Consider the following 22,646-nt stretch of genomic DNA (forward strand, 5'->3'; position numbering starts at 1 on the left):
AGGAAACAAAATATGGAAACAATTTTTGACTATAATCAAATTAAAGAGATTATTCCGCATAGACAACCATTCTTATTGATTGATCGAGTAGTAGAATATGAAGAAGGTCAACGATGTGTAGCAATTAAACAAGTTTCAGGTAATGAACCATTTTTCCAAGGGCATTTCCCAGAGTATGCTGTGATGCCTGGCGTATTAATCACTGAAGCTTTAGCTCAGACAGGAGCTGTTGCAATGTTAAATAGTGAAGCGAATAAAGGCAAACTTGCATTATTTGCTGGTATTGATAAATGCCGATTTAAAAAACAAGTAACACCTGGAGATACATTACGTTTAGAAGTTGAAATAACTAAACTTAGAGGTCCTATTGGCAAAGGCACTGCTAAAGCAACCGTAGATGGACAATTAGCTTGTAGCTGTGAGTTAACTTTTGCACTTCAAGATAAACAATAATGGCTAGAACATAAATTTATGTTTTCTAAAATAGTTCGTCCTCCTACCATAGTAAAGGTGACTAAAAACATACAAGAGCTAAAATATTTGTGTAAGAACTACCAATCTTCATAGAAATGAGCACACTTTAACTTTAGAAAATAGTAGTTCTTTAAATAAAAAGAGACCCAATCAGGCCTCTTTTTATAAGTATATTTTCATACTAGTCAGCTAACATCTATGTAATATTCGAGCCCGAGACGTAAACAACGTCTTGGGCTCGTTCATTTTTATTTATCTATTTTTTCATCTTTTAATCTTGGTTTAGATTGCATCATTCGGTTAAATGATTTTTTCAATGTGTCACCAGTTAAGCCTTCATCGATTAATTGTTCTAATAAACTTTCTGCATAAACTTGTCTTAAAGTATAGATATGACATTCACAAACCACAGAGATTGTATGATTTAACTGAATAATATTTTTGATAGTTGCATCAAACAATGCAGGATCGTTAGCAGGTCTAGTGATTACTACGCGTATATCTAATAATGTTTCATCTTCCATATATTTTTTCATAGTTTCATAATGATAATCTGAAATGACGATTTCAAGCAACCAGCCAGTGCCACTGTTTTCCTTATTGATAATGACACCATCTTCTAATTCGTATTCAGTAACACCACCATTCTCTGATACGATTTGAAATCGAACGGCTTTAAATGTTTTCATCGTCTCACATCCAATTAATTAATTTAAATTCTACAAAAAATTTATTTATATAATCATTATAACGTAATTTTATGTTAGAAAGGTAAAAAAAGTAAAATTTAGTAGGTGATTACTTTTTGAAATATTTAAAATTGTATTTTGACGCGTATGGGTAAATTTTTTATGATTAGTTTATAAAGGAGGTGACGTATGATTAATAGCATTGTCATTGTAGGGCGACTAACAAAGGACCCTAAAATATATGAGAAGGAGGGGAATAAACGAGCCACATTTTGTGTAGCTGTATCTAGAAATTATAAGGATAAAAATCAAAAAATTGTTTGTGATTATTTATTTTGTAAAGCTTTTGGAAAAATGGCTAATAATGTTGAAAAATATATCAGCCAAGGTTCACTTGTTGGTATAACAGGACAGATGCAATCACGTAAATTTGAAAAAGAAGGACAGATGCACTTTGTATCAGAGCTTTTTATTGAAACCATTCAATTCATGTCCCCACGTATTAAAAAGGAAGCAGAAGCATTTTTTGAACCACCGACTATAGAAACAAATGAACCATCTATAAGTGAATTCCATTTAGAAGAAAATGATATATATGAAATTGTATAAAATGCCATCCACACCTAACTCCCCTTTAATATAACCCATCAAATCTAATATACATTATATCCTACTATTAAATTATACTTCTATCAGGCTATTCCTTCTAACTTAATATTTATTTCGTTTAGATAGGAATAGCTTAATACATAATTTAGCCAATATTGATATCTAATATAACAGAATAATCAGACAAATTACAAGTGTATTACATTGGATAATTTTCCATATTAAGCAAAAGCACTTTCATAACAGTTTTTTAGAATAAAGTTAGACTATTATAACTTTGGATAAATGTAACTCGCATGTAAAGAAAGTATACACTTTTTTATTTGACTGTAACCTACTACTATTTTTTAGATGTTATAGTTGTACTTGCAAATTAATCATAACTAAAAATTATTTACCTTGTAGGAGGAATTATTAACAATGAAAAAAACAGTATTAGCATCAACATTAGCAGTAGGTTTAGGCGTTACAGGATTCGCAGCAGGAAACTCAGCAGACGCAGCCGAACAAGGCGTTGACAAAGCACAATTAGCACAATTAGCACAATCTAATCCAGAACAATTAGATGCATCTCCAGTTCAAGAGGGTGCATATAACTATAACTTTAATCATAATGGCCAAAATTTCAATTTTGAATCAGATGGCCAAAATTGGTCATGGAGCTTTGGTGAAGGTTCTAGTTCAAGCGACGTTTCATCAGAACAATCTACTACTGAAGAACAACCACAACAAACTGAGCAAGCATCAACTGAACAACCAGCTCAACAAGCTGCGCCACAAACTGAACAAACACAACAACCAAAACAAGAAGCTACAACAAAAGCTTCAACTCAATCATCAAGCTCAAATGAAGCTTCAAGTGGTTCATCAGTAAACGTTAATTCACATTTACAAGCAATTGCACAACGTGAATCAGGCGGAGATCTTAAAGCTGTAAACCCATCATCAGGTGCAGCAGGTAAATATCAATTCTTACAAAGCACTTGGGACTCAGTAGCACCTGCAGAATATCAAGGTGTATCTCCAACAGAAGCTCCAGAGTCAGTACAAGACCAAGCAGCAATGGATCTTTACAACACAGCTGGTGCTTCACAATGGGTAACTGCATAATTTAAAATAATAACATTATTTAAGTAATAAGAAGAGGCTAGGTTAAAATACCCTAGTCTCTTCTTTTTTGCAGTCAATGATTAAAATACCAATATATTTATATCTAAATCCTAAAGCGCCAGTTCTTACTCATGAACTTCAGCGAATGTATAACTACCTATAAAAATAATGACTTAACCTTATCGAGATATAGAATCTATTAAAAATAATATGCGATTTCATATTTGATTGAATTTGCAATGTGTGAGTTAATTTGTTATGTTTAAGAAACTATAAAGTATAAGACTACTAGGGGAGCCGTTAGGCTGAGATGAAATAGTTCAGACCCTTACAACCTGATTTGGTTAATACCAACGTAGGAAAGTAGTATTGTATTAATATTTTGGGAAAGTAACGCTGACCTATGTATTAATTAACTACATTCCTACGTGGGATGTAGTTTTTTTATTTAGGAGGGCTAAGTGTGTTATTTTCACAAGAATTAAAAGAAGCTTCAAAACCAATTATAAAGAAAATTTATAAAGATCCTTTTATACAAGACATGTTACATGGAACACTTTCTAGCGACGCAATCAAATTTTATTTAAGGGCAGATGCATCTTACTTAAAAGAATTTGCAAATATTTATGCATTATTGATACCTAAAATGAACCAATTAGAAGATGTTAAGTTTTTAGTAGAACAAATACAGTTTATAGTTGAAGGCGAAGTAGAAGCACATGAAATATTAGCAGAATATGTGCAAGAGAATTATAATGAAATCGTACAAGAAAAAGTATGGCCACCGAGTGGTGATCATTATATAAAGCATATGTATTTCAATGCTTATGCTAAAGAAAATGCAGCATATACAATTGCAGCTATGGCACCATGCCCTTATGTTTATCAAGTGATTGCTAAAGCGGCATTAAAAGATAATGGATTAAATCAAAATTCTATTTTAGCTAGATGGTTTGAATTTTATAGTAAAGAAATGGACGCACTTGTAAATGTGTTTGATAATTTAATGAACCAGTTAACCGAAAATATGTCTATTAAAGAAAAAAATGAAATTAAATCATGTTTCTTACAAAGTACGGTACACGAACGTAATTTCTTTAATATGTCTTATATTCAAGAAGATTGGTTATACGGAGGAGATTAATATGAATAAACCTAGCATCGCTTTAACGATTGCAGGAACTGACCCTACTGGCGGAGCAGGGGTTATGGCAGATTTGAAATCTTTTCATGCTTGTGGTGTATATGGTATGGCAGCCATTACGAGTATTGTTGCTCAAAATACAAAAGGTGTACAGCATATTCATAATATAGAAACACAGTGGTTAAAAGAACAACTAGAAAGCATATTTAATGACGAGTTACCACAAGCATTGAAAACAGGAATGATTGCATCAAAAGAAATGATGGAATTAATACAGCAATATTTAAAAAAATATTCTGATATCCCATACGTGATTGATCCCGTCATGTTAGCCAAAAGTGGGGATTCACTTATGGATGATGATGCTAAATCTAATTTGCAAAATATTTTATTACCTCATGCTACTGTTGCAACACCGAATTTGCCAGAAACGGAAGAAATTACTGGTATATCAATCAAGGATGAATCATCTATTTATCAAGCGGGCAACATTTTTATTAATGAGATAGGTAGTAAAGGCGTTGTGATTAAAGGCGGGCATTCAGAAGATAAGAATAAAGCAACAGATTATCTTTTTACAAAAGACAATGTATATACTTTTGAAGAGCCTAGGTATGAAACAAAGCACACGCACGGTACAGGATGTACTTTTTCAGCGGTTATTACAGCAGAGTTAGCTAAAGGGAAATCGATGTATGAAGCGGTCCGAAAAGCGAAAAAATTTATTTCATTAAGTATTAAATACACGCCCGAAATTGGACAAGGTAGAGGACCGGTAAATCATTTCGTATATATGAAGGAAGTTGGTTTAGATGATGAATAATTTAGAAACCCTAAGGCAACACAATCCACTTGTGATATGTTATACAAATGACGTAGTTAAAAACTTTACTGCAAATGGTTTGTTAAGTTTAGGTGCAAGTCCAGCAATGAGCGAGGCACCTGAAGAAGCGCATGAAATGTTGACAGCTGCCAAGGCATTGTTGATTAATATTGGAACGTTAACTAAAGAGAGAGAAAAAGACATTTTAGAAATTGCAAAGACTGCAAACCAAGTAGGCACGCCTATTATATTTGACCCTGTTGCAGTAGGCGCTTCACAATATAGAAAGGACTTTTGTGCAAACTTTTTAAAAGAAATAAAAGTTGCAGTCATAAAAGGTAATGCCTCTGAAATATTAACATTGGTTAACAGTGATACAAAAATGAAAGGGACAGATAGTGACCAAAATTTAGATTCAGTGGCAATCGCAAATGAAGCACAAAAACACTTCAAGACAACAATTATATTAACTGGAAAAGATGATGTGATTGTACAAAAAGGACGTATATTTAAATTATCTAATGGTTCCTCATTATTAGCAAAAATAACTGGCGCTGGTTGTTTATTAGGCGCAGTGGTAGCAAGTTTTGTTGATTCAGAACATCCATCGATAGATGCGCTCATAGAAGCTGTTTCTCTGTATAATATTGCTGCAGAAAAAGCGGAAGAAAGTGTACAAAATCGAGGGCCAGGTTCATTTGCAGTAGAACTTTTAAATGCATTATATAAAGTGTCATTTGAAGCGTATGAACAATACAGTAATATAGAAGAGGTGTAACCATGTTTGCAAAAGAACATTTGAAGCTATATTTTATATGTGGGAGTCAAGATATACCTCATGAGACTTCATTGACTGAAGTCGTTACCGAAGCTTTGAAATCAGGTATAACGATGTTTCAATTTAGAGAAAAAGGCGAAGGTTCCTTATCTGGAAGTGAAAAGATCACGCTTGCTGAAAAATTATTGAGTCTATGTAGAAGTTATCACGTGCCATTTATTGTAAATGATGACGTTGACTTAGCGAAAATGATAGATGCAGATGGTATCCATGTTGGTCAAAAAGATGAAAATATAGCAACATTCGATAAGGAGTTTGAAGATAAAATTATAGGGCTTAGTATAAGTGATTTAGAAGAATATCAATCATCTGATTTAACGAATGTTGATTATATAGGTGTTGGCCCAATGTATAATACTGGATCTAAATCAGATGCAAAAGCGCCAGTTGGGCCTGAAATGATTCAGAATTTGAGAACGAAACTTCAAGATTTTCCAATCGTTGCAATCGGCGGCATTAACACGGAAAATGCACAACTAGTGATAAATAGCGGTGCAGACGGCATATCAGTGATTTCAGCAATAGCCAAAAGCCCAAACATTAAAGGAACTGTGCAACAATTTTTACAAACTGTTGAATAATGAAGAAAACTTTCTTTTTTTGTTTTCTACTTTCCTTTGAGTATGATAAAATAAATTCTATGTGAATATATCATTAGAGGTGGAAAAATGAAAAAGAAAGCGCTACTACCTTTATTATTAGGTGTAATGGTCTTTTTAGCAGGCTGTGACTATTCTAAACCTGAAAATAGAGATGGATTTTTCTTTAATACGTTTGTAGAACCAATGGATAAATTAATACATTGGTTAGGAACTAGTTTTAACAATGATTATGGTTTAGCAATAGTGGTACTTGTACTGGCAATTCGTATTGTATTATTGCCTTTCATGTTATCAAACTATAAAAATAGTCATATGATGCGAGAAAAAATGAAGGTTGCAAAACCGGATATTGATGCAGTTCAGGAAAAAGTTAAGCGTTCAAGAACGCAAGAAGAAAAAATGGCTGCAAATCAAGAAATGATGGAAGTATATAAAAAATACGATATGAACCCGATGAAGAGTATGTTAGGTTGTTTACCAATCTTAATTCAGATGCCAATCATCATGGGATTATTCTTTGTATTAAAATATCCGTCAAGCGGTGGCTTTACTGAACATCCTAATTTCCTATGGTTTAATTTAGCACAACCTGATATTTGGATAACGGTTATTGCTGGTATTTTATACTTCTTACAAGCCTTTGTTTCAAGTAAGAGTATGCCAAATGAACAACGTCAAATGGGTTATATGATGATGATTATCTCACCTATTATGATTGTTTGGATTTCTTTAAGTTCAGCTTCTGCATTAGGTCTTTATTGGTCAGTCAGTGCGGCATTCTTGATAGTACAAACGCAAGTAGCGAACATGTACTACTCAAATCTTGCTAAAAAAGAAGTTGCTCCAATGATTGAAGCAATGAAAAAAAACGATGCTGACAATGCACCTAAAGGTAAGAACACGCAAGTGGTATCTAAGAAATCTAAAAAGAAATAACTGATGACAGCTTATTTTGAATAAAGAGAACCTGGTACATAATGCCAGATCATAAGAAAGAGCCCGAAACAGCCTATGTTTCGGGCTCTTTTTGCATGCTATTATAAGAAGCATATAACGAAGTAAATAATCATTTAGTATTTAAAATACCACTCTTTAAAAAACGTTTGTACAAAATCTTGCATATAGTCGTGACGTTGTTGAGCTAAGTTCTTGGCAGTTTTTGTATGCATTAACGTTTTAAGTTTCAATAATTTTTCAAAAAAATGTTTAATGGCAGAAGGCGGCCAGTCATTATAATTTTGATTGGTTTCTTGCATAATATTATGGTCCTGATTTTCTACCCACATTGGTTCACCAAAATGGCCGGCAAATTGGAAGGTACGTGCGATGCCAATAGCTCCCATTGCGTCTAATCGATCTGCGTCACGCACAATTTGGCCTTCAATGGATAATTTAGTGTTATTATTTGCTCCATTTTTATAACTCATATTTTCAATGATATGTAATATACTTTCTTGCAATGTTTGAGAGAGGTTCAACTCAGCAAAAAAATTTATTAAACGTGCTTTTGCTTCTTTTGGTTTTGCAATTTTTTCGTCAATTGTGTCGTGTAATATACTTGCTAATTGAATTGTCAATAAGTGTCCTTTTTGTTCGTTAGAAGCAATGTATTCAGCTAATTTTGTAACACGGTTAACGTGGGCAATATCATGGCCAGAAACATCATCATAATGAAATGTTTCCATATATGAGTTGGCTTTATTAAGTATATCTTGTTCAAACATATTAAATTGTCCTCCATTTCAAAATAGGATAATCATACTTATTTGATACAAGCCAAAAAAATTCGTGGAAACTTAAAAAAGGAGCGGGGAAACCACATTTTTCTAAAATGATTTCGCGTTGTCCCACTCTAATAATAATGACTTGAAAAAGCGTACAAAAGCTAGGGCGTACATTTAAATACTTCAAACGTTAAGATAGTTACATCAGTTTAGGCGTAGTGGGTTTAAACCTTGTTCTAAATATCTTTTTTACTCCAATCGTCTATTAGACATATCTTACATAATTTAAGGAAGGTTTGACGCTACAGTATCCTTTACTTTATAAGATGGGAGATAATAGCCTGGAAACACCTTCTTTAAATTTAATCCATAGACTCCTTTGCTCATATAACGGTTTGGTGAGCCTGTACGACACATTTAAATCTTTTTCAAATGCCAATCTAAGTTCCTTTGCAATATAAGGATCGTAAATAAATGCATTTATTTCAAAATTTAATGTAAAACTACGGTGGTCCATATTTGTAGTTCCTACACTGGCCACTTCATCATCAATGACTAATGTTTTAGAATGTAAGAATCCATTATTATAATGAAAGATATTCACGCCTGCATCTAATAAAGAAGCTACATTGTTATATGTTGCCCAATAAACAAACGGATGATCAGGTTTGTTTGGTATCATAACATTAACATTTACACCACCTAATGCTGCGATTTTGATAGCATCAAGAAATGCCTGATCTGGTATAAAATAAGGAGATTGAATAAAAATTGAGTGCTTTGCAGACGCAATCATTTTTAGATAACCATATTTTATTTGTTCCCAAGTTTCATCAGGCCCACTTGAAGCGATTTGAACACCCGTTGTGCCTCCTGAATCCACATCTGGGAAATAGCGTTCTTCATATTTTAAATTATCACGCGTAGATTGTGAGTTCCAATCAAGCATAAAGCGTAATTGTAAAGCGTTAACTGCATCTCCAACAATACGAAGGTGAGTATCACGCCAGTATCCAAATTTTTTCTTTAGCCCTAAATATTCATCTCCGACATTAAATCCACCTATATAACCAATATGCCCATCTATGACAACGATTTTTCTATGATTTCTATTATTCATTCTTAAATTAATCAGTGGTAATTTTGAAGGAAAGAATGCTTCTACAAGGCCGCCTTTTTTTCTGAAATTTTTAAAATCTTTGATTGATAAAGCTCTAGATCCCATATCATCATAGAGCATTTTAACTTCGACGCCTTCATCAAGTTTATGTTCTAATGCAGTTAAGATACGTTTGCCTAATTTATCATTACGAAAAATATAGTATTGGATATGTATATAATCTTTTGCGTTATATATATCATCAATAAGTGAATCAAATTTTTCTTTACCATCTACAAAAATTGTTAGGTCATTATCAGTTGTTAAGAAAGCTGCATTATTATAAAGTAACATTTGAACCATATCTTTAAATTTCACTATTTGATGATTGCCTTTAGAAAAATCATCGTTTTTCAAGGCTTCTAGTTGTTCATTTACAATCATCTCTATGCCAACTTTATCTTCTTCATCTAAACTAAAAATATGTTCTCTTTGTATTTGACGACCGAATAATAGATAAACGACAAAGCCTAATATAGGTATGAGACCTAAAACTAATATCCATGCCCAAACAGAACCTGCAGAGCGTCTTTCCATAAAAATGATTGTAAATGCAAAGATCAGGTTTAATATAAATGCTCCAATAAGAATGACGTTAATAATGACGTTTGTATGGTTATACATTATAGCGAAGATATCTATCATATTAAACCTCCCGATTGGCTATTCAATTATTTAATAATTGGTAAATGCCTTACCATTGTAACATGGAATGCTGGTTTTATCACTTGACTAATACCCAGGAGGGGTATAATATATAATTGAATAAGAAGGAGGCGTTAAATCATGACAGAAACGCAAAAAGCACACCATTCTGAACAAACTAAATCCAATTTAAAGTCTAGATTAAATCGTATCGAAGGCCAAGTAAAAGCAATCAACCGCATGATAGATGAAGATGTATACTGTGATGATGTACTCACACAAATTAGAGCAACAAGATCTGCTTTAAATAGCGTTGCAACAAAACTATTAGATCATCATATGAAGAGTTGTATCATGGACAAGGTCAATCAGGGCGAGCAGCAAGAGGCTATGGATGAACTGTTAGTTACTTTTCAAAAATTGATGAAAGATTAGATAAGGTGAGTATCATGAATTCACAAGCGATTTATATAAAAAACATAGAAAATGAAGCAAACAAAATTCAAATTGAAAGTCATTTGGCGCAACTTATAGGTGTATACAATGTTTCAGTTGATAAAGATTATAAGCGAGTACTTATTGATTTTAAAACACCTGCAAATTTAAATAATTTAGAAAAAGAAATATATGATTTAGGTTTTGAAATTTTATACTAAGCAATTGTTATTATGCAATTATTTGTGACTTTATGCTTCATTAAAATGAATATCTTCGTTTGTATAGTTATAATTATATTTTTTCTAATTTTAAAACGGGGATCATTTTGAAGGTAAAACACACATTCACGACATTTCTTTTGGTTTTTGTGCAATACTCAATTTATGTTTAATATTAAAAATAATTGATTATGAAATTTATATAAGTTAAGTAATAAAAGAAAGCATTTTTTAATAAATATAAAGAAATTTTCAATAATGTGTAGTAATTCATAAATAAATGGGGTAAGATATAGTAGAAGCTAGAAGTTAGGGGTGATGATATGAGTAAGGATAACGAAAAGATTCAAAATGTAGTTAAACTATTATCATCATTAGGGGTAAACATAAAGAAAACTAAATCAAGATTAGAAGTCATGCATACTTTACCAACGACTGTGAAAGCCGCTAACGAATTGAAATAGTAAGTTACCCATATTGTGTTAGAGCGACAGCTCTAACTCAAAAGATCACATTAATTCATTTTACATGAGTTAATGTGATCTTTTTTTACATAACGCCTTTTAATCTATTGGCTCTTTGTCAAAGAGGACTGATACAATTTTTGAGATTAGGCAACCGTAGGTTGCTTAATCTCTTTTTTGATTGTAGAAGCATAAAGTCGTGAAGTTAGTAAGGCACGATTACGCAAATTATTATAATTTCTATATCCAAACGATATTCTTTTAATCAGTTTAATTTTATTATTGATACCTTCTATTGGACCATTGGTTATATTAGGGTATTTTAGTGTGTTATTAATAAATGATTGATATTTTTTTAAAGTTTTCAAGATTATTTTTAATTTGAGACATACTTTGTTGGCATCTATTTCATCAAGGGTACTTATAAAATCTATTGAATTATTCATAGGCGCATAATCTCTCCTTAATTTATTTGGTCAGATATTTAAATTATAGAGATTTTTGCGCTTTTTTTGTACCAAAAAACAGGACTGATTTTTATATCAGTCCTGTTTAGTATAGAGCCAATCTATTTAGCTGATTATTTATTTTTAGTTTGAGCAGTGTAGTGTTTAGATTGGTGGTAATATATTGATAATATTACACCTACACCGCACATTAAACTCCATAATGAACTACCACCATAACTTATAAATGGTAACGGTATACCAGTTATTGGTAATAACTGTATCGTCATCCCAATATTTTCTAAAACGTGGAATAATATCATCGTAGTAAATCCAATTATAAACAATTTACTAAATGGTAAGTCGATTTTAGTTGCAAGTCTGACTAAATGGAAAATAAGTCCTAGGAAAATCAAAATTAAAATGACAGACCCAATAAACCCAAATTCTTCGCCTACAACCGAAAAAATAAAATCAGTGTGGTTTTCTGGAATGTAAACCTCACCTTGGTTGAATCCTTTTCCAAATAATTGTCCAGACCCAATCGCTTTAAGTGATTCAGTTAGATGAAAACCATCTCCACTACTATAAGTATATGGGTCAAGCCAAGAGTTTATACGACTCATTTGGTAGGATTGAATGCCAAAACTATTTTCTAAAATAGAAGGTTTGTATATAACTGATAACACGACACCAGAAGCTATCACGAGTGAGCCTATTAATATAGGTGCTAGTATTTTCCATGTTATACCACTTACAATCATGACACCAACAATAATCGCAAAAATGACAAGCGTTGTACCTAAATCATTTTGTAGTAAGATAAGTACCATTGGAATAAAGGCTATACCAATAATTTTAAAGAATAATTTGAAATCTGTTTCTAAAGATTTATTAAAAGTGAATTGGTTGTGTTTTGTAACAATTTTAGCTAATGCTAAAATGATAACTATTTTCATAAATTCAGAAGGCTGGACACTAATAGGGCCAAATGTGTACCAGCTTTTTGCACCGTTTATGATAGGTGTGATTGGCGTTTCTGGAATAACAAGTAATAAAAGTAATGAGACACATAGGATAATATAAAGTAAATATGTATATTTCATAAGTTTTTTAGGCGAAATTAACATGATTAAACATGCAATGATTGCTCCAAAAACATAATATAATATTTGACGTATACTAAAATTGGCGCTGTATTGGCCGCCCCCCATTGCAGAATTAATAAATGTAATACTTATTATAGCTAATAAAATGATGATGCCTACTAAAATCCAGTCTATTTTCCGGATCCAATGATTATTTTTTGATTGACGTGAAGTATTCATTTCTTACTCCTTTGAAAAACTATTATTTCTAATATATATAGTATATATAGATTTTACCGAACTTTATACTATTTTGCTAGAAGTAGGGTATATAAAATCAAAAATATAATTGTAAGGTTAATTAAAGTTATCACTTTAAATACTTGAAAATCTTCAATATACTAATTAAAAAAATAATCATTCTTCAACTACGTAACAAATGCAAAATATTTATAAATCGTGATATGATGTAGTTTAAGAATTCTATATGGAGGCTAAAATATGGCTAAAGAAAATGTTTGTATCGTTTATGGTGGGAAAAGTGCGGAACACGATGTTTCAATATTAACAGCACAAAATGTCTTGAATGCGATTGATAAAGATAAATATCAAGTAGACATCATTTACATAACAAATGACGGTGACTGGAAAAAGAAAGAAAATATCGTAAATCCTATAGATGACATAGATACATTACGATTAACAGATGTTAATGCTGGAGAAATATCTCATTTATTAAGTACAGGTAGCTTAGGTGGTGCCTACAGTGCAATTTTCCCATTATTACATGGTCCAAATGGTGAGGATGGTACGATACAAGGTCTGTTTGAAGTATTAGATATACCGTATGTCGGCAATGGTGTATTAGCTGCTTCAAGTTCAATGGATAAACTTGTTATGAAACAATTATTCGCACATAGAGGGTTACCTCAGTTACCATATGTAAGCTTTTTAAGAAGTGAATATCAAAAATATGAACATAATATTTTAAAATTAGTGCACGATAAATTAGAATATCCAGTTTTTGTTAAACCTGCTAATCTAGGTTCAAGTGTAGGTATCAGTAAATGTAATAATGAAGAAGCGTTGAAAACTGGTATTGAAGAAGCATTTCAATTTGACCGTAAATTAGTAATTGAACAAGGTATTAATGCTCGAGAAATCGAAGTAGCTGTACTAGGTAACGATTATCCAGAAACGACTTGGCCTGGAGAAGTCGTTAAAGACGTGGCATTTTATGACTATAAAGCGAAATACAAAGATGGAAAAATTAGATTAGATATTCCTGCAGACTTAGATGATGAAGTGAAAATGACTTTGAGAAATATGGCTGTGGAAGCTTTTAAAGCAACAGATTGCTCTGGTTTATTACGCGCAGATTTCTTTGTAACGGATGATAATCAAATTTTTATAAATGAAACAAATGCTATGCCAGGTTTTACTGCTTATAGTATGTACCCAAGCTTATGGGAAAATATGGGGGTAAGTTATGCCGAATTAATTAGTAGATTAATTGAACTAGCAAAAGAAAAACACGAAGATAAAAAGAAAAATAAATATAAAATTGATTGAGGCGATTAATTCATGATTGAAGTAACTTTAGAACAAATCAAAGAATGGATTCCATGTGAAATTGATAATGACTATTTAGATTACACAATTAAAGGTGTTTCTATAGATTCGAGAAAAATCGAGGAGCAAAACTTATTTATTCCATTTAAAGGAGAACACGTGGATGGCCATAAATATGTTGTTCAAGCATTAAAAGATGGCGCAGGGGCAGCATTTTATCAAAAAGACAATGCAATGGATCGTGAAATTTCTGGTCCTATCATTTGGGTAGATGACACACTGGAAGCATTACAGAAATTAGCAAAAGCGTATTTAGCCTTTGTTAAACCTTATGTGGTTGCGGTGACTGGTTCTAATGGTAAAACAACAACGAAAGACATGATTGAAAGTGTATTAAAACCTCAATTTAAAGTGAAAAAGACGCAAGGTAATTATAACAACGAAATTGGTATGCCACTCACAATTTTGCAATTAGACCAAGATACAGAAATCTCTATATTGGAAATGGGGATGTCAGGTTTTCATGAAATTGAAGCTTTAAGTCGATTGGCAAGTCCAGACATTGCTGTAATAACTAATATTGGTGAATCACATATGCAAGATTTGGGTTCAAGAGGAGGTATAGCAAAAGCTAAATCTGAAATTACGATAGGGCTCAAATCTCAAGGGCTATTTATTTACGATGGCGACGAGCCTTTGTTAAAGCCTCACGTAAGTCAATTAATGAACTTAGATTTATTAAGTATAGGTAAAGCAGCAACGAATGACCTAGTATGTTGTATTGAAAAAACAGATAATACAGGCATTATTTTTAATATCAATCATGAGGAACAATATGAATTACCGATTTTAGGCGAACACAATATGAAAAATGCAACTATAGCTATCGCCGTTGGTAAAAGATTGAATTTAAATTATGAAACTATATTTAAAAATTTACAACAAGTTCAACTCACAGGTATGAGAATGGAGCAACATCATACAAATGAGGAGAGATTGGTTATAAATGATGCGTATAATGCAAGTCCAACTAGTATGAAAGCTGCTATCGATACTCTCAGCAGTATGGAAGGAAGAAAAATTCTCGTGCTCGGTGATGTGCTGGAACTAGGGCCTAATAGTCAATTAATGCATGAATCGGTTGGTAATTTCTTAGATAATAAACAAATTGATGCATTATTTACTTATGGAAGAGAAGCGCGTCATATTCATCATACTGGCCAAGCATTCGTAAATTATGCAGCGCACACTACTGATAAATCAGAATTGATTGGCTCACTAAAATCATATATAGAACCCCAAGACAAGATTTTAATTAAAGGTTCACGGGGTATGCAATTAGAAGAAGTGGTAGAAGCGTTAATTTAACTTTCTTTATTAACATACGTTTTAAAATATAAACATTAACTTTATTATGGACACCGCGATTTATTTCACTTTTTTAAGTGTGAATTGTGGTGTTTTAATTATTTTTTAATTAATAAAAGGCACAAAGTTAAGTGTTATTTGTATTCATTAAGAAGTTTCTTGTAAATAAATATTCTAATAATTAACTATATAAACAAATTAACAATTTTTTTTCGAAAGATAAAATAAATACCAGAAAATAAAATTAAACGCTTACAACCTATATATTACAGTGTTTTCTGAGCAGAATATGATTATAAATGTTAAGGGTTATGTTATTTTAACAAATTTGGTTTATTGCGATTATATACTTGAGGTGGTACTATAAAGAAGTTGAAGAAACTTAGATGAACATATATGTATAGAAATACAGATAAATAAAGGAGAATTATATTGCAAAATTTTAAAGAATTAGGGATCTCAGATAAAACGGTAGAAACCCTACAATCTATGGGGTTCGATGAAGCCACTCCTATACAAAAAGAGAGTATCCCTCTTGCCTTAGAAGGTAAGGATGTTCTTGGTCAAGCGCAAACAGGTACAGGAAAAACAGGCGCATTTGGTATTCCACTTATTGAAAAAGTGGCGAATCGAGAAGGGGTTCAATCATTAATCCTAGCACCAACAAGAGAGTTAGCTATGCAAGTAGCTGAATCGCTTAGAGCTTTTGCTAATGGACAAAATGTGCAAGTAGTAACTGTATTTGGTGGTATGCCAATAGATCGCCAAATCAAATCACTTAAAAAAGGTCCCCAAATCGTTGTAGGAACACCTGGACGTGTAATTGATCATTTAAACCGTCGCACATTAAAAACAAATGATATTCATACGCTTATATTAGACGAAGCGGATGAAATGATGAATATGGGCTTTATTGATGACATGAAATTTATCATGGATAAAATCCCAGCTGAACAACGTCAAACAATGCTATTTTCAGCTACAATGCCTAAAGCAATTCAAACTTTAGTTCAACAATTTATGAAATCACCAGTCATTGTTAAAACAATGAATAATGAGATGTCAGATCCACAAATTGATGAATATTATACAATTGTGAAAGAACTTGAGAAATTTGATACCTTTACAAACTTCTTAGATGTACATCAACCAGAATTAGCCATTGTATTTGGTCGTACGAAACGTCGTGTTGATGAATTAACAAGTGCATTAATTTCAAAAGGCTATAAAGCTGAAGGTTTACACGGTGACATTACACAAGCTAAACGTTTAGAAGTATTAAAGAAATTTAAAAACGACCAATTAGATATATTAGTTGCAACTGATGTTGCAGCAAGAGGACTTGATATCTCTGGCGTGAGTCACGTTTATAACTTTGATATCCCTCAAGATACGGAAAGCTATACGCATAGAATTGGACGTACAGGTCGTGCTGGTAAAAAAGGTGTAGCGATTACTTTTGTTAACCCAATCGAAATGGATTATATCAGACAAATCGAACAAGCTAACAAACGACAAATGACAGCATTAAGACCCCCTCATCGTAAAGAAGTGCTTAAAGCACGTGAAAATGATATTAAAGGTAAGGTTCAAAAATGGATGTCTAGAGAGAACGAACCTAGATTACAACGTATTGCTACAGAATTAATTGAAGAATATAATGATGTAGATTTAGTTGCATCTTTACTACAAGAGCTTGTAGAATCAAATGATGAAGTTGATGTTCAACTTACATTTGAAAAACCATTATCTCGTAAAGGTCGCCAAAGTAAAGGCCCTAGACGTGGTGGCAACAACCACAAACGTGGAAATAAATTTGACAACAAAAACCGTCGTTCAAAAGGCGGATTCAACAATAAAAAGAAAAATGATAGATCAGCAGATAGAAATAACAAGAAATCAATGAAAGGTCGCACATTCGCAGACCACAAAAAATAATATACTTTATCATATATGAACGTTAGGTTTAGTCACTCCAATTTTTGGAGTGATTTTTTTTTACGCGGAATAGGATGATTAAACGTCATTTTTAAATTATTATATACATCAAATAGCAATATAGTTTAAGTTGCAGACGAGACATACATTAATATTTCAATATTGAATATAATAATGGCATATTGATTGTAATAGAAAAGATGTGGACCAAGTATTAAAGCCCTTCAGTCGACTTTATCATATTAAATCAACGCAATTTTTATTTTACGCTATTGAATCATTAATGTAGCAAATATAGTAGCTATGTTATAATGAATTGAAAATTCTAAGAAGGAGTGTAAGCATGACTAACGACCCACAATTTAGGCGTAGTCCCAAACAAGCCATTAGCTATTATTACATAGTAGAAGTTTTTGAATTAATTGTTAGTTTGGCTGTGATAGCGATGCTAATATTTTTATGGAATCATTATGAATGGTGGCACTTTTTGATTTATATATTTATTACTGCTATTGTATTTGATGTTTTATATGTAATTGTAAAACCATGGTTAAAATACCAATATACATTTTATAGGATGATGGACCATTATATTGAAATTAAGACAGGTTTCTTTTTTAAGAAGAATGATATTGTTAAGTTTGAACGTACGCAATTTTTAGAAAGAAAAAGTAATCCTCTGTTAAAAAGATTATTTCTAGACAAACTATCGTTAAAAACTGCAGGTCACACAGTTGATTTCCCGCTTCTCTTAACGACAGAGGTTGAATCATTTGAAAGTAATATTTTAGAATTTTTACGTGGAGCTGATTATGATGTATAGTCCTCAAAAATTACATCCTATATCTTACATAACTGGAATAATAGAGGCGTTAAAACAAAATATCATTTTAATTATTATTTTCTTAGTATTTAATTTACGTAACTTTGACTTTTCTGATTACACTTCATATATATATCCTGGAATTGTTACTGTTTTGTTTTTAATATCTTTTATCCTTCAGATACTAAAGGTTTACAATACAAGCTATTGGATAGAAAACGATCATTTTATTTTAGCTACTGGTATTTTCACTAAGGAAAGAAAGGAATTAAATATACGTAGAATTCAAACATTAGATACATCACAAGGGATTATTAATCAAATTGTAGGCGGGGTTAAATTGCAAATTAAAACTCCGAGTGATGGCATAGAATTAGATACAGTATCCAAAGCACAAAGTGAATTTATTCAACAAACGTTAAAAGAAAAACAACAAAGCCTTGCTCAAAATCCTGAAGTGAATATAACAGAATCATCATTTACAAATCAGGAAGAAGAGGAAACATTTGAAGACAAATCGCAATCTATAGATGTATATAAATTAACTTTCAAAGAATTGTTATTTATGGCATTAACGAGTGGCGTTATCGGTGTAGCTTTTGCAACGCTTTCACCGATATTTGTAGCATTGAATGATATTATACCTTGGCACTTAATTACTGATACATTCTCTCAAGTTTTTCAAGCCACGTTTATGGTTGTATTAATAATTGTTGCACTTGTTATCCTACTAAGTTATATTTTTGGGACAATTATCGAGATTATCAGAAATTTTAATTATACAGTGACACAGCAAGGTAATCAGTTAAATATCCAATATGGTTTGTTTAACGTCAAAAGTATTACTGTACCTACTGATAGGGTCCAAGCAGTCGTTGAGCGACAATCATTTCTAAGAAAATTATTCGGTTATACCTCAATACATTTTGTTATTACAAGTGATATGGGAAGTACGGATAAAGATGATGTAAGTCTTGGAGGTAATGTCATGATTCTGCCATTTATTAAAAGAGAAAAAGCTTTTAAAATTATTAGAAACCTTATTCCAAGTATGATGTTTGATAAACCTGAAATTGGTATGCCTTGGCGTGGGTGTCATAGATATTTTTGGAGAGAATCGCTCGTTCTAATCATTATGGCTGCAATCGCGACATATTATTGGTCTGCTTGGTCTTTTGCTGTCGCTAGTTTCGTTATTATATTAATGATTTTACATAGCATTATTGTTATAAAATCATCAGGATTCAAATTAAATGGTGATGAAATGATTGTACGTAATGTAACTATGTTTGGCTTTAAAAATACGTATTTTAAACACGATAAATTATTAGGTATGCAAATTACAAAGAATCCATTTTTAAGTCGTAGTAACTTAGCAAATTTTAATTTTATAATTGCAAAAGCGGCTGGAAATGCAGAGATAGGATTGAAATATAGTGAAGATAAAAACGTGAAAGCATTAAAGAAATGGTATTTGAGGGGTGATATTGATGAATGATTATAATTATATGCATCCATCTGGAAAAACAGTCATACGACTTTCATCTTTAATTAGTGTAGCAGTTTTTATCATCATTTTAGCTATCGTTTCTGTTGTGAACCAAGTGTGGTTACATCTTATTAGTTCTAAAATGATGTTTTGGATATGGATAGTTGGAACAGTCATTATCTTAATTATTTTAATCATGGGGTGCCTCATCATACCTATCTATCGATATAAAATATTTAGATATAAGTTAGTTAATCAAGAAGTAACTGTTAGAAATGGTTTGTGGTTTATTAATGTTGTAAATATACCGTTATTTCGGATTCAAAATGTAGATACACATGAAGGTATTATAATGAGAAAATATAATTTAACGAGTTTGACTTTATCGACAGCTGGAGGTAATACTGAGATAAAGTTAATAGATAAAAACAAAGCATATGCGTTAAAACAAGCAATTAAAAATAGTAATAATTCTATGCAATAAAATCAATAACGGCATTTCCCTATAAATTAAAGTAACTTGGCATAGAAAGTTAGGAGTAGCTTATGATACATGGTGTCGGTGTAGACTTAATAGAAATCGATAGAATCAAAAAGATTTATCAAAGGCAAGACAAACTTATCGAACGGGTGCTATCTATAAATGAACAAAAGCGTTTTAACCAATTTAATAATGAAGCACGGAAAATAGAGTTTTTAGCTGGTAGATTCACTTGTAAGGAAGCTTTCAGTAAAGCGTTAGGGACTGGGCTTGGTAAATCTATTGCGCTAAATGAAATAGATTGCTTTAATGACGAACGAGGCAAACCTTGTATCCATTATGACGGATTCAAAGTGCATGTAAGTATTTCTCATACAGAGCATTATGCCATGAGCCAGGTTATCATAGAAAAATAAAGTGAGTTTTTAATCAATGATTAGAATATAAGATTTGAATATTTTTTTAGAATTGTTATAAAATGAGTTTTATATATAATCGGCAAATTTATTTTTGAAATGGAGGTTCCATTTAATGTCTGATAAGTATTATAGATCAACTTATTTAAACGTAGATTTAAATGCAATCGTTGCAAATTTTCAAGTTTTTCAAAAATTACATCCTAGTAAAACCGTGATGCCAGTAGTTAAAGCAAACAGTTATGGTTTAGGGAGTTTGAAAATCGCACGTCATTTGATGAGTAATGGTGCAGATTTTTTTGCGGTCGCTACATTAGATGAAGCGATTGAATTAAGAATGCACGGGATAGATGCTAAAATATTAGTACTGGGTGTAATTCCTACATATACCATAAATAAAGCCATACAACACCGTGTAGCAATTACAGTGCCTTCAAAAGAATGGTTAATTAAAGCATTAGAAGAAATACCAGAAGATAATGAGAAGGTCTTGTGGTTACATGTCAAAATTGATACAGGCATGGGCAGGTTAGGTATTAAAGATGTAGTTGAATATAAAGAAATCATCGAGTTGATTAACAATTGTGACCATTTAGTGTTTGAGGGTGTGTTTACGCATTTCGCTTGCGCAGATGAACCAGGAGAATCTATGATTAAACAACAAACGCTATTTGAATCCATTGTAAACGAAGAAGAAAAGCCACAGTATATACATTCACAAAATTCAGCAGGTGCTTTAATGAAAGATAGCCAATTTTGTAATGCAGTAAGAATTGGTATATCACTATATGGCTATTATCCTTCACAATATGTAAAAGATAATGTAAAAGTACATTTGAAACCAAGTGCACAATGGATAAGCGAAATTGTGCAAACTAAAATTTTACAACCAGGAGAATCCGTTAGCTATGGTAGTATTTATACCGCAGATGAACCTACTAAAATAGGTATCATACCTGTTGGTTATGCTGATGGTTTCCCAAGAATCATGTCCGGTTTCCACGTAAATGTGAACGGGCAGCAATGTGAAATTATCGGAAAAGTATGTATGGATCAAATAATTATTAAAATTCCAGAAGAAATTCAAATGGGTGATAAAGTGATATTAATGGACCATCATCCGGATAGTCAACAATCTGTGGAAGCGTTGGCACGTCAACAAAAAACAATTAATTATGAAGTGCTATGTCGCTTGAATAGAAGGTTGCCACGTATTTATTATGGAACGCAAGACCTAGAAATCCTTAATGAATTACTAAAATAGTATAGTCACTGTATTTAAAATTTGTTATTATATATCTAACAAGAAATCTCAATATATTCTATTTTAGTCACATGGAGGTCTTTATTCATGGCAAGTTTTAATCAAAACAGAAATCATAGTATTGAACAACTTTTAAAAGAAGGCTATTCACAAATGGCTGACTTGAATCTCTCCCTTGCGGCGGAAGCATTTCCATTTGAATGTGAAGCTTGCGATTGCAATGAAGTCTACATTAGCTCTAAGCATAACAATGAATGATGAGAAGAGGCGACGTTTATTTAGCTGATTTATCACCAGTACAGGGATCTGAACAAGGGGGAATAAGACCCGTAGTCATTATACAAAATGATACTGGTAATAAATATAGTCCTACCGTAATTGTAGCTGCAATTACTGGTAGGATTAATAAGGCTAAAATACCTACACATGTAGAAATAGAAAAAAGCAAGTATAAACTCGACAAAGACTCTGTTATTTTGTTAGAGCAAATACGTACTTTAGATAAAAACAGATTGAAAGAGAAATTAACATATTTATCTGATGAAAAAATGCAAGAGGTAAATAATGCTATAGATATTAGCTTAGGATTACATAATATTAGAAATCATAGAACATAATTCTTAAATAAACGTAATAAAATAGCGAGTTATAGACATCAATTCTCTATACATGCAACAAGCATTTAATTATAAGATTATTTGTACATAGAAAAGAGATAACAAATGATGCGTTTGTAATCACATATCTTTGAATAGGATGTTTAAGTTGAAAAGCTTTAGGTTATCCTAAAGCTTTTTTCGATATAAATAAATAATTCGAGGGTG

At 31.9% G+C, this 22,646-nt stretch carries 25 protein-coding genes, 1 pseudogene and 1 riboswitch; of the genes and pseudogenes, 21 read left to right on the forward strand and 5 right to left on the reverse strand.

The genetic code is table 11. The features are described from left to right. The first annotated feature begins 12 nt into the window (after positions 1 to 12). Positions 13 to 453 carry a 3-hydroxyacyl-ACP dehydratase FabZ gene (fabZ, locus tag KA894_RS12395; protein ID WP_096808792.1) on the forward strand — a complete coding sequence of 147 codons (441 nt, stop codon included), beginning with the start codon at positions 13 to 15 and terminating at the stop codon, positions 451 to 453. 269 nt (positions 454 to 722) lie between these two features. Here the strand turns inward: fabZ and KA894_RS12400 are convergent, their stop codons facing one another. Further along, entirely contained in the window at positions 723 to 1,163 is a 441-nt protein-coding gene (locus KA894_RS12400) for a YwpF-like family protein (protein ID WP_096808793.1), read from the reverse strand. 189 nt (positions 1,164 to 1,352) lie between these two features. On the opposite strand from KA894_RS12400, the gene KA894_RS12405 reads away from it, so the two are divergent. The 7 genes from KA894_RS12405 to yidC all read left to right on the forward strand — a co-directional run bounded on the left by KA894_RS12405 (position 1,353) and on the right by yidC (position 7,225). After that, entirely contained in the window at positions 1,353 to 1,772 is a 420-nt protein-coding gene (locus tag KA894_RS12405) for a single-stranded DNA-binding protein (RefSeq protein ID WP_119487779.1), read from the forward strand. Positions 1,773 to 2,192: 420 nt separating this feature from the next. Continuing rightward, positions 2,193 to 2,882, forward strand: coding sequence for a transglycosylase family protein (locus tag KA894_RS12410; RefSeq protein WP_115342031.1), 690 nt, complete (start codon positions 2,193 to 2,195; stop codon positions 2,880 to 2,882). 280 nt (positions 2,883 to 3,162) lie between these two features. After that, a riboswitch (TPP riboswitch) is annotated at positions 3,163 to 3,261 on the forward strand. Positions 3,262 to 3,345: 84 nt separating this feature from the next. Continuing rightward, positions 3,346 to 4,026, forward strand: a complete 681-nt coding sequence (gene tenA / locus KA894_RS12415) for a thiaminase II (protein WP_096808796.1) — start codon at positions 3,346 to 3,348, stop codon at positions 4,024 to 4,026. Between the two features lies 1 nt (position 4,027). Beyond that, positions 4,028 to 4,849: a bifunctional hydroxymethylpyrimidine kinase/phosphomethylpyrimidine kinase gene (gene thiD / locus KA894_RS12420; RefSeq protein ID WP_119487778.1), complete on the forward strand. Its 822-nt coding sequence runs from the start codon at positions 4,028 to 4,030 to the stop codon at positions 4,847 to 4,849. After that, entirely contained in the window at positions 4,842 to 5,627 is a 786-nt protein-coding gene (thiM, locus tag KA894_RS12425) for a hydroxyethylthiazole kinase (protein WP_107644187.1), read from the forward strand. The genes thiD and thiM overlap by 8 nt, the downstream gene beginning before the upstream one ends. Before the next feature lie 2 nt (positions 5,628 to 5,629). Further along, positions 5,630 to 6,268: a thiamine phosphate synthase gene (gene thiE, locus KA894_RS12430; RefSeq protein WP_107644183.1), complete on the forward strand. Its 639-nt coding sequence runs from the start codon at positions 5,630 to 5,632 to the stop codon at positions 6,266 to 6,268. A gap of 87 nt (positions 6,269 to 6,355) precedes the next feature. After that, entirely contained in the window at positions 6,356 to 7,225 is an 870-nt protein-coding gene (gene yidC, locus KA894_RS12435; protein WP_107644184.1) for a membrane protein insertase YidC, read from the forward strand. Between the two features lie 134 nt (positions 7,226 to 7,359). On the opposite strand, the gene KA894_RS12440 is transcribed toward yidC, so the two are convergent. Both KA894_RS12440 and cls read right to left on the reverse strand, forming a co-directional pair. After that, positions 7,360 to 8,013 (reverse strand): HD domain-containing protein, encoded by a 654-nt coding sequence (locus KA894_RS12440; protein WP_103372586.1) that lies wholly within the window; start codon positions 8,011 to 8,013, stop codon positions 7,360 to 7,362. A gap of 319 nt (positions 8,014 to 8,332) precedes the next feature. Next, the gene (gene cls / locus KA894_RS12445; protein WP_096808801.1) at positions 8,333 to 9,817 is read right to left on the reverse strand and encodes a cardiolipin synthase; all 1,485 of its coding nucleotides are present in this window, start codon (positions 9,815 to 9,817) and stop codon (positions 8,333 to 8,335) included. 141 nt (positions 9,818 to 9,958) lie between these two features. Here cls and csoR point away from each other — a divergent pair, with 141 nt between their 5' ends. The 3 genes from csoR to KA894_RS12460 all read left to right on the forward strand — a co-directional run bounded on the left by csoR (position 9,959) and on the right by KA894_RS12460 (position 10,937). Further along, complete coding sequence (csoR, locus tag KA894_RS12450) at positions 9,959 to 10,252, forward strand: copper-sensing transcriptional repressor CsoR (protein ID WP_103372588.1); 294 nt, start codon at positions 9,959 to 9,961, stop codon at positions 10,250 to 10,252. A 14-nt stretch (positions 10,253 to 10,266) separates the two neighbouring features. After that, positions 10,267 to 10,473 (forward strand): putative copper chaperone CsoZ, encoded by a 207-nt coding sequence (csoZ, locus tag KA894_RS12455; protein WP_096808803.1) that lies wholly within the window; start codon positions 10,267 to 10,269, stop codon positions 10,471 to 10,473. Positions 10,474 to 10,796: 323 nt separating this feature from the next. Beyond that, a complete protein-coding gene (locus tag KA894_RS12460; protein ID WP_002482742.1) occupies positions 10,797 to 10,937 on the forward strand; it encodes an Lmo0850 family protein in 141 nt (46 codons plus the stop codon). A 146-nt stretch (positions 10,938 to 11,083) separates the two neighbouring features. Here KA894_RS12460 and KA894_RS12465 read toward each other — a convergent pair. Beyond that, positions 11,084 to 11,305 (reverse strand): annotated as a pseudogene (locus KA894_RS12465) (transposase); the annotation flags it as partial. Positions 11,306 to 11,517: 212 nt separating this feature from the next. Further along, on the reverse strand, positions 11,518 to 12,711 hold the full coding sequence (locus KA894_RS12470) for an FtsW/RodA/SpoVE family cell cycle protein (protein ID WP_096808805.1): 1,194 nt from the start codon (positions 12,709 to 12,711) through the stop codon (positions 11,518 to 11,520). A 261-nt stretch (positions 12,712 to 12,972) separates the two neighbouring features. Between KA894_RS12470 and KA894_RS12475 the strand changes: the two genes are divergently transcribed. The 10 genes from KA894_RS12475 to KA894_RS12520 all read left to right on the forward strand — a co-directional run bounded on the left by KA894_RS12475 (position 12,973) and on the right by KA894_RS12520 (position 22,439). After that, a complete protein-coding gene (locus KA894_RS12475; RefSeq protein ID WP_096808806.1) occupies positions 12,973 to 14,043 on the forward strand; it encodes a D-alanine--D-alanine ligase in 1,071 nt (356 codons plus the stop codon). 12 nt (positions 14,044 to 14,055) lie between these two features. Beyond that, on the forward strand, positions 14,056 to 15,411 hold the full coding sequence (locus KA894_RS12480) for a UDP-N-acetylmuramoyl-tripeptide--D-alanyl-D-alanine ligase (RefSeq protein ID WP_115342033.1): 1,356 nt from the start codon (positions 14,056 to 14,058) through the stop codon (positions 15,409 to 15,411). Positions 15,412 to 15,843: 432 nt separating this feature from the next. Continuing rightward, positions 15,844 to 17,349, forward strand: coding sequence for a degradosome RNA helicase CshA (gene cshA, locus KA894_RS12485; protein WP_096808808.1), 1,506 nt, complete (start codon positions 15,844 to 15,846; stop codon positions 17,347 to 17,349). A 343-nt stretch (positions 17,350 to 17,692) separates the two neighbouring features. Then, positions 17,693 to 18,172 carry a PH domain-containing protein gene (locus tag KA894_RS12490; protein ID WP_115342034.1) on the forward strand — a complete coding sequence of 160 codons (480 nt, stop codon included), beginning with the start codon at positions 17,693 to 17,695 and terminating at the stop codon, positions 18,170 to 18,172. Beyond that, the gene (locus tag KA894_RS12495; protein WP_115342035.1) at positions 18,165 to 19,670 is read left to right on the forward strand and encodes a PH domain-containing protein; all 1,506 of its coding nucleotides are present in this window, start codon (positions 18,165 to 18,167) and stop codon (positions 19,668 to 19,670) included. Before KA894_RS12490 ends, KA894_RS12495 begins: the two co-directional genes overlap by 8 nt. Then, entirely contained in the window at positions 19,663 to 20,145 is a 483-nt protein-coding gene (locus KA894_RS12500; protein WP_108909235.1) for a PH domain-containing protein, read from the forward strand. Before KA894_RS12495 ends, KA894_RS12500 begins: the two co-directional genes overlap by 8 nt. A gap of 62 nt (positions 20,146 to 20,207) precedes the next feature. Further along, entirely contained in the window at positions 20,208 to 20,558 is a 351-nt protein-coding gene (acpS, locus tag KA894_RS12505) for a holo-ACP synthase (protein WP_096808812.1), read from the forward strand. 115 nt (positions 20,559 to 20,673) lie between these two features. After that, complete coding sequence (gene alr / locus KA894_RS12510; RefSeq protein WP_103373224.1) at positions 20,674 to 21,822, forward strand: alanine racemase; 1,149 nt, start codon at positions 20,674 to 20,676, stop codon at positions 21,820 to 21,822. 87 nt (positions 21,823 to 21,909) lie between these two features. Further along, positions 21,910 to 22,080 (forward strand): type II toxin-antitoxin system antitoxin MazE, encoded by a 171-nt coding sequence (gene mazE, locus KA894_RS12515; RefSeq protein ID WP_096808814.1) that lies wholly within the window; start codon positions 21,910 to 21,912, stop codon positions 22,078 to 22,080. Beyond that, the gene (locus tag KA894_RS12520; protein ID WP_096808815.1) at positions 22,077 to 22,439 is read left to right on the forward strand and encodes a type II toxin-antitoxin system PemK/MazF family toxin; all 363 of its coding nucleotides are present in this window, start codon (positions 22,077 to 22,079) and stop codon (positions 22,437 to 22,439) included. The genes mazE and KA894_RS12520 overlap by 4 nt, the downstream gene beginning before the upstream one ends. Positions 22,440 to 22,646 lie beyond the last annotated feature (207 nt).

This window comes from Staphylococcus sp. GDY8P131P, from assembly GCF_017891975.1.
GTDB classification, from domain to species: domain Bacteria; phylum Bacillota; class Bacilli; order Staphylococcales; family Staphylococcaceae; genus Staphylococcus; species Staphylococcus nepalensis.

Bases quoted from the DNA above. Each gene is read 5' to 3' on its own strand.
- fabZ (WP_096808792.1), top strand. From the start codon at position 13: ATGGAAACAATTTTTGACTATAATCAAATTAAAGAGATTATTCCGCAT.
- KA894_RS12400 (WP_096808793.1), bottom strand. From the start codon at position 1,163: ATGAAAACATTTAAAGCCGTTCGATTTCAAATCGTATCAGAGAATGGT.
- KA894_RS12405 (WP_119487779.1), top strand. From the start codon at position 1,353: ATGATTAATAGCATTGTCATTGTAGGGCGACTAACAAAGGACCCTAAA.
- KA894_RS12410 (WP_115342031.1), top strand. From the start codon at position 2,193: ATGAAAAAAACAGTATTAGCATCAACATTAGCAGTAGGTTTAGGCGTT.
- thiD (WP_119487778.1), top strand. From the start codon at position 4,028: ATGAATAAACCTAGCATCGCTTTAACGATTGCAGGAACTGACCCTACT.
- thiM (WP_107644187.1), top strand. From the start codon at position 4,842: ATGAATAATTTAGAAACCCTAAGGCAACACAATCCACTTGTGATATGT.
- thiE (WP_107644183.1), top strand. From the start codon at position 5,630: ATGTTTGCAAAAGAACATTTGAAGCTATATTTTATATGTGGGAGTCAA.
- yidC (WP_107644184.1), top strand. From the start codon at position 6,356: ATGAAAAAGAAAGCGCTACTACCTTTATTATTAGGTGTAATGGTCTTT.
- KA894_RS12440 (WP_103372586.1), bottom strand. From the start codon at position 8,013: ATGTTTGAACAAGATATACTTAATAAAGCCAACTCATATATGGAAACA.
- cls (WP_096808801.1), bottom strand. From the start codon at position 9,817: ATGATAGATATCTTCGCTATAATGTATAACCATACAAACGTCATTATT.
- csoR (WP_103372588.1), top strand. From the start codon at position 9,959: ATGACAGAAACGCAAAAAGCACACCATTCTGAACAAACTAAATCCAAT.
- csoZ (WP_096808803.1), top strand. From the start codon at position 10,267: ATGAATTCACAAGCGATTTATATAAAAAACATAGAAAATGAAGCAAAC.
- KA894_RS12460 (WP_002482742.1), top strand. From the start codon at position 10,797: ATGAGTAAGGATAACGAAAAGATTCAAAATGTAGTTAAACTATTATCA.
- KA894_RS12470 (WP_096808805.1), bottom strand. From the start codon at position 12,711: ATGAATACTTCACGTCAATCAAAAAATAATCATTGGATCCGGAAAATA.
- KA894_RS12475 (WP_096808806.1), top strand. From the start codon at position 12,973: ATGGCTAAAGAAAATGTTTGTATCGTTTATGGTGGGAAAAGTGCGGAA.
- KA894_RS12480 (WP_115342033.1), top strand. From the start codon at position 14,056: ATGATTGAAGTAACTTTAGAACAAATCAAAGAATGGATTCCATGTGAA.
- KA894_RS12490 (WP_115342034.1), top strand. From the start codon at position 17,693: ATGACTAACGACCCACAATTTAGGCGTAGTCCCAAACAAGCCATTAGC.
- KA894_RS12495 (WP_115342035.1), top strand. From the start codon at position 18,165: ATGTATAGTCCTCAAAAATTACATCCTATATCTTACATAACTGGAATA.
- KA894_RS12500 (WP_108909235.1), top strand. From the start codon at position 19,663: ATGAATGATTATAATTATATGCATCCATCTGGAAAAACAGTCATACGA.
- acpS (WP_096808812.1), top strand. From the start codon at position 20,208: ATGATACATGGTGTCGGTGTAGACTTAATAGAAATCGATAGAATCAAA.
- alr (WP_103373224.1), top strand. From the start codon at position 20,674: ATGTCTGATAAGTATTATAGATCAACTTATTTAAACGTAGATTTAAAT.
- mazE (WP_096808814.1), top strand. From the start codon at position 21,910: ATGGCAAGTTTTAATCAAAACAGAAATCATAGTATTGAACAACTTTTA.
- KA894_RS12520 (WP_096808815.1), top strand. From the start codon at position 22,077: ATGATGAGAAGAGGCGACGTTTATTTAGCTGATTTATCACCAGTACAG.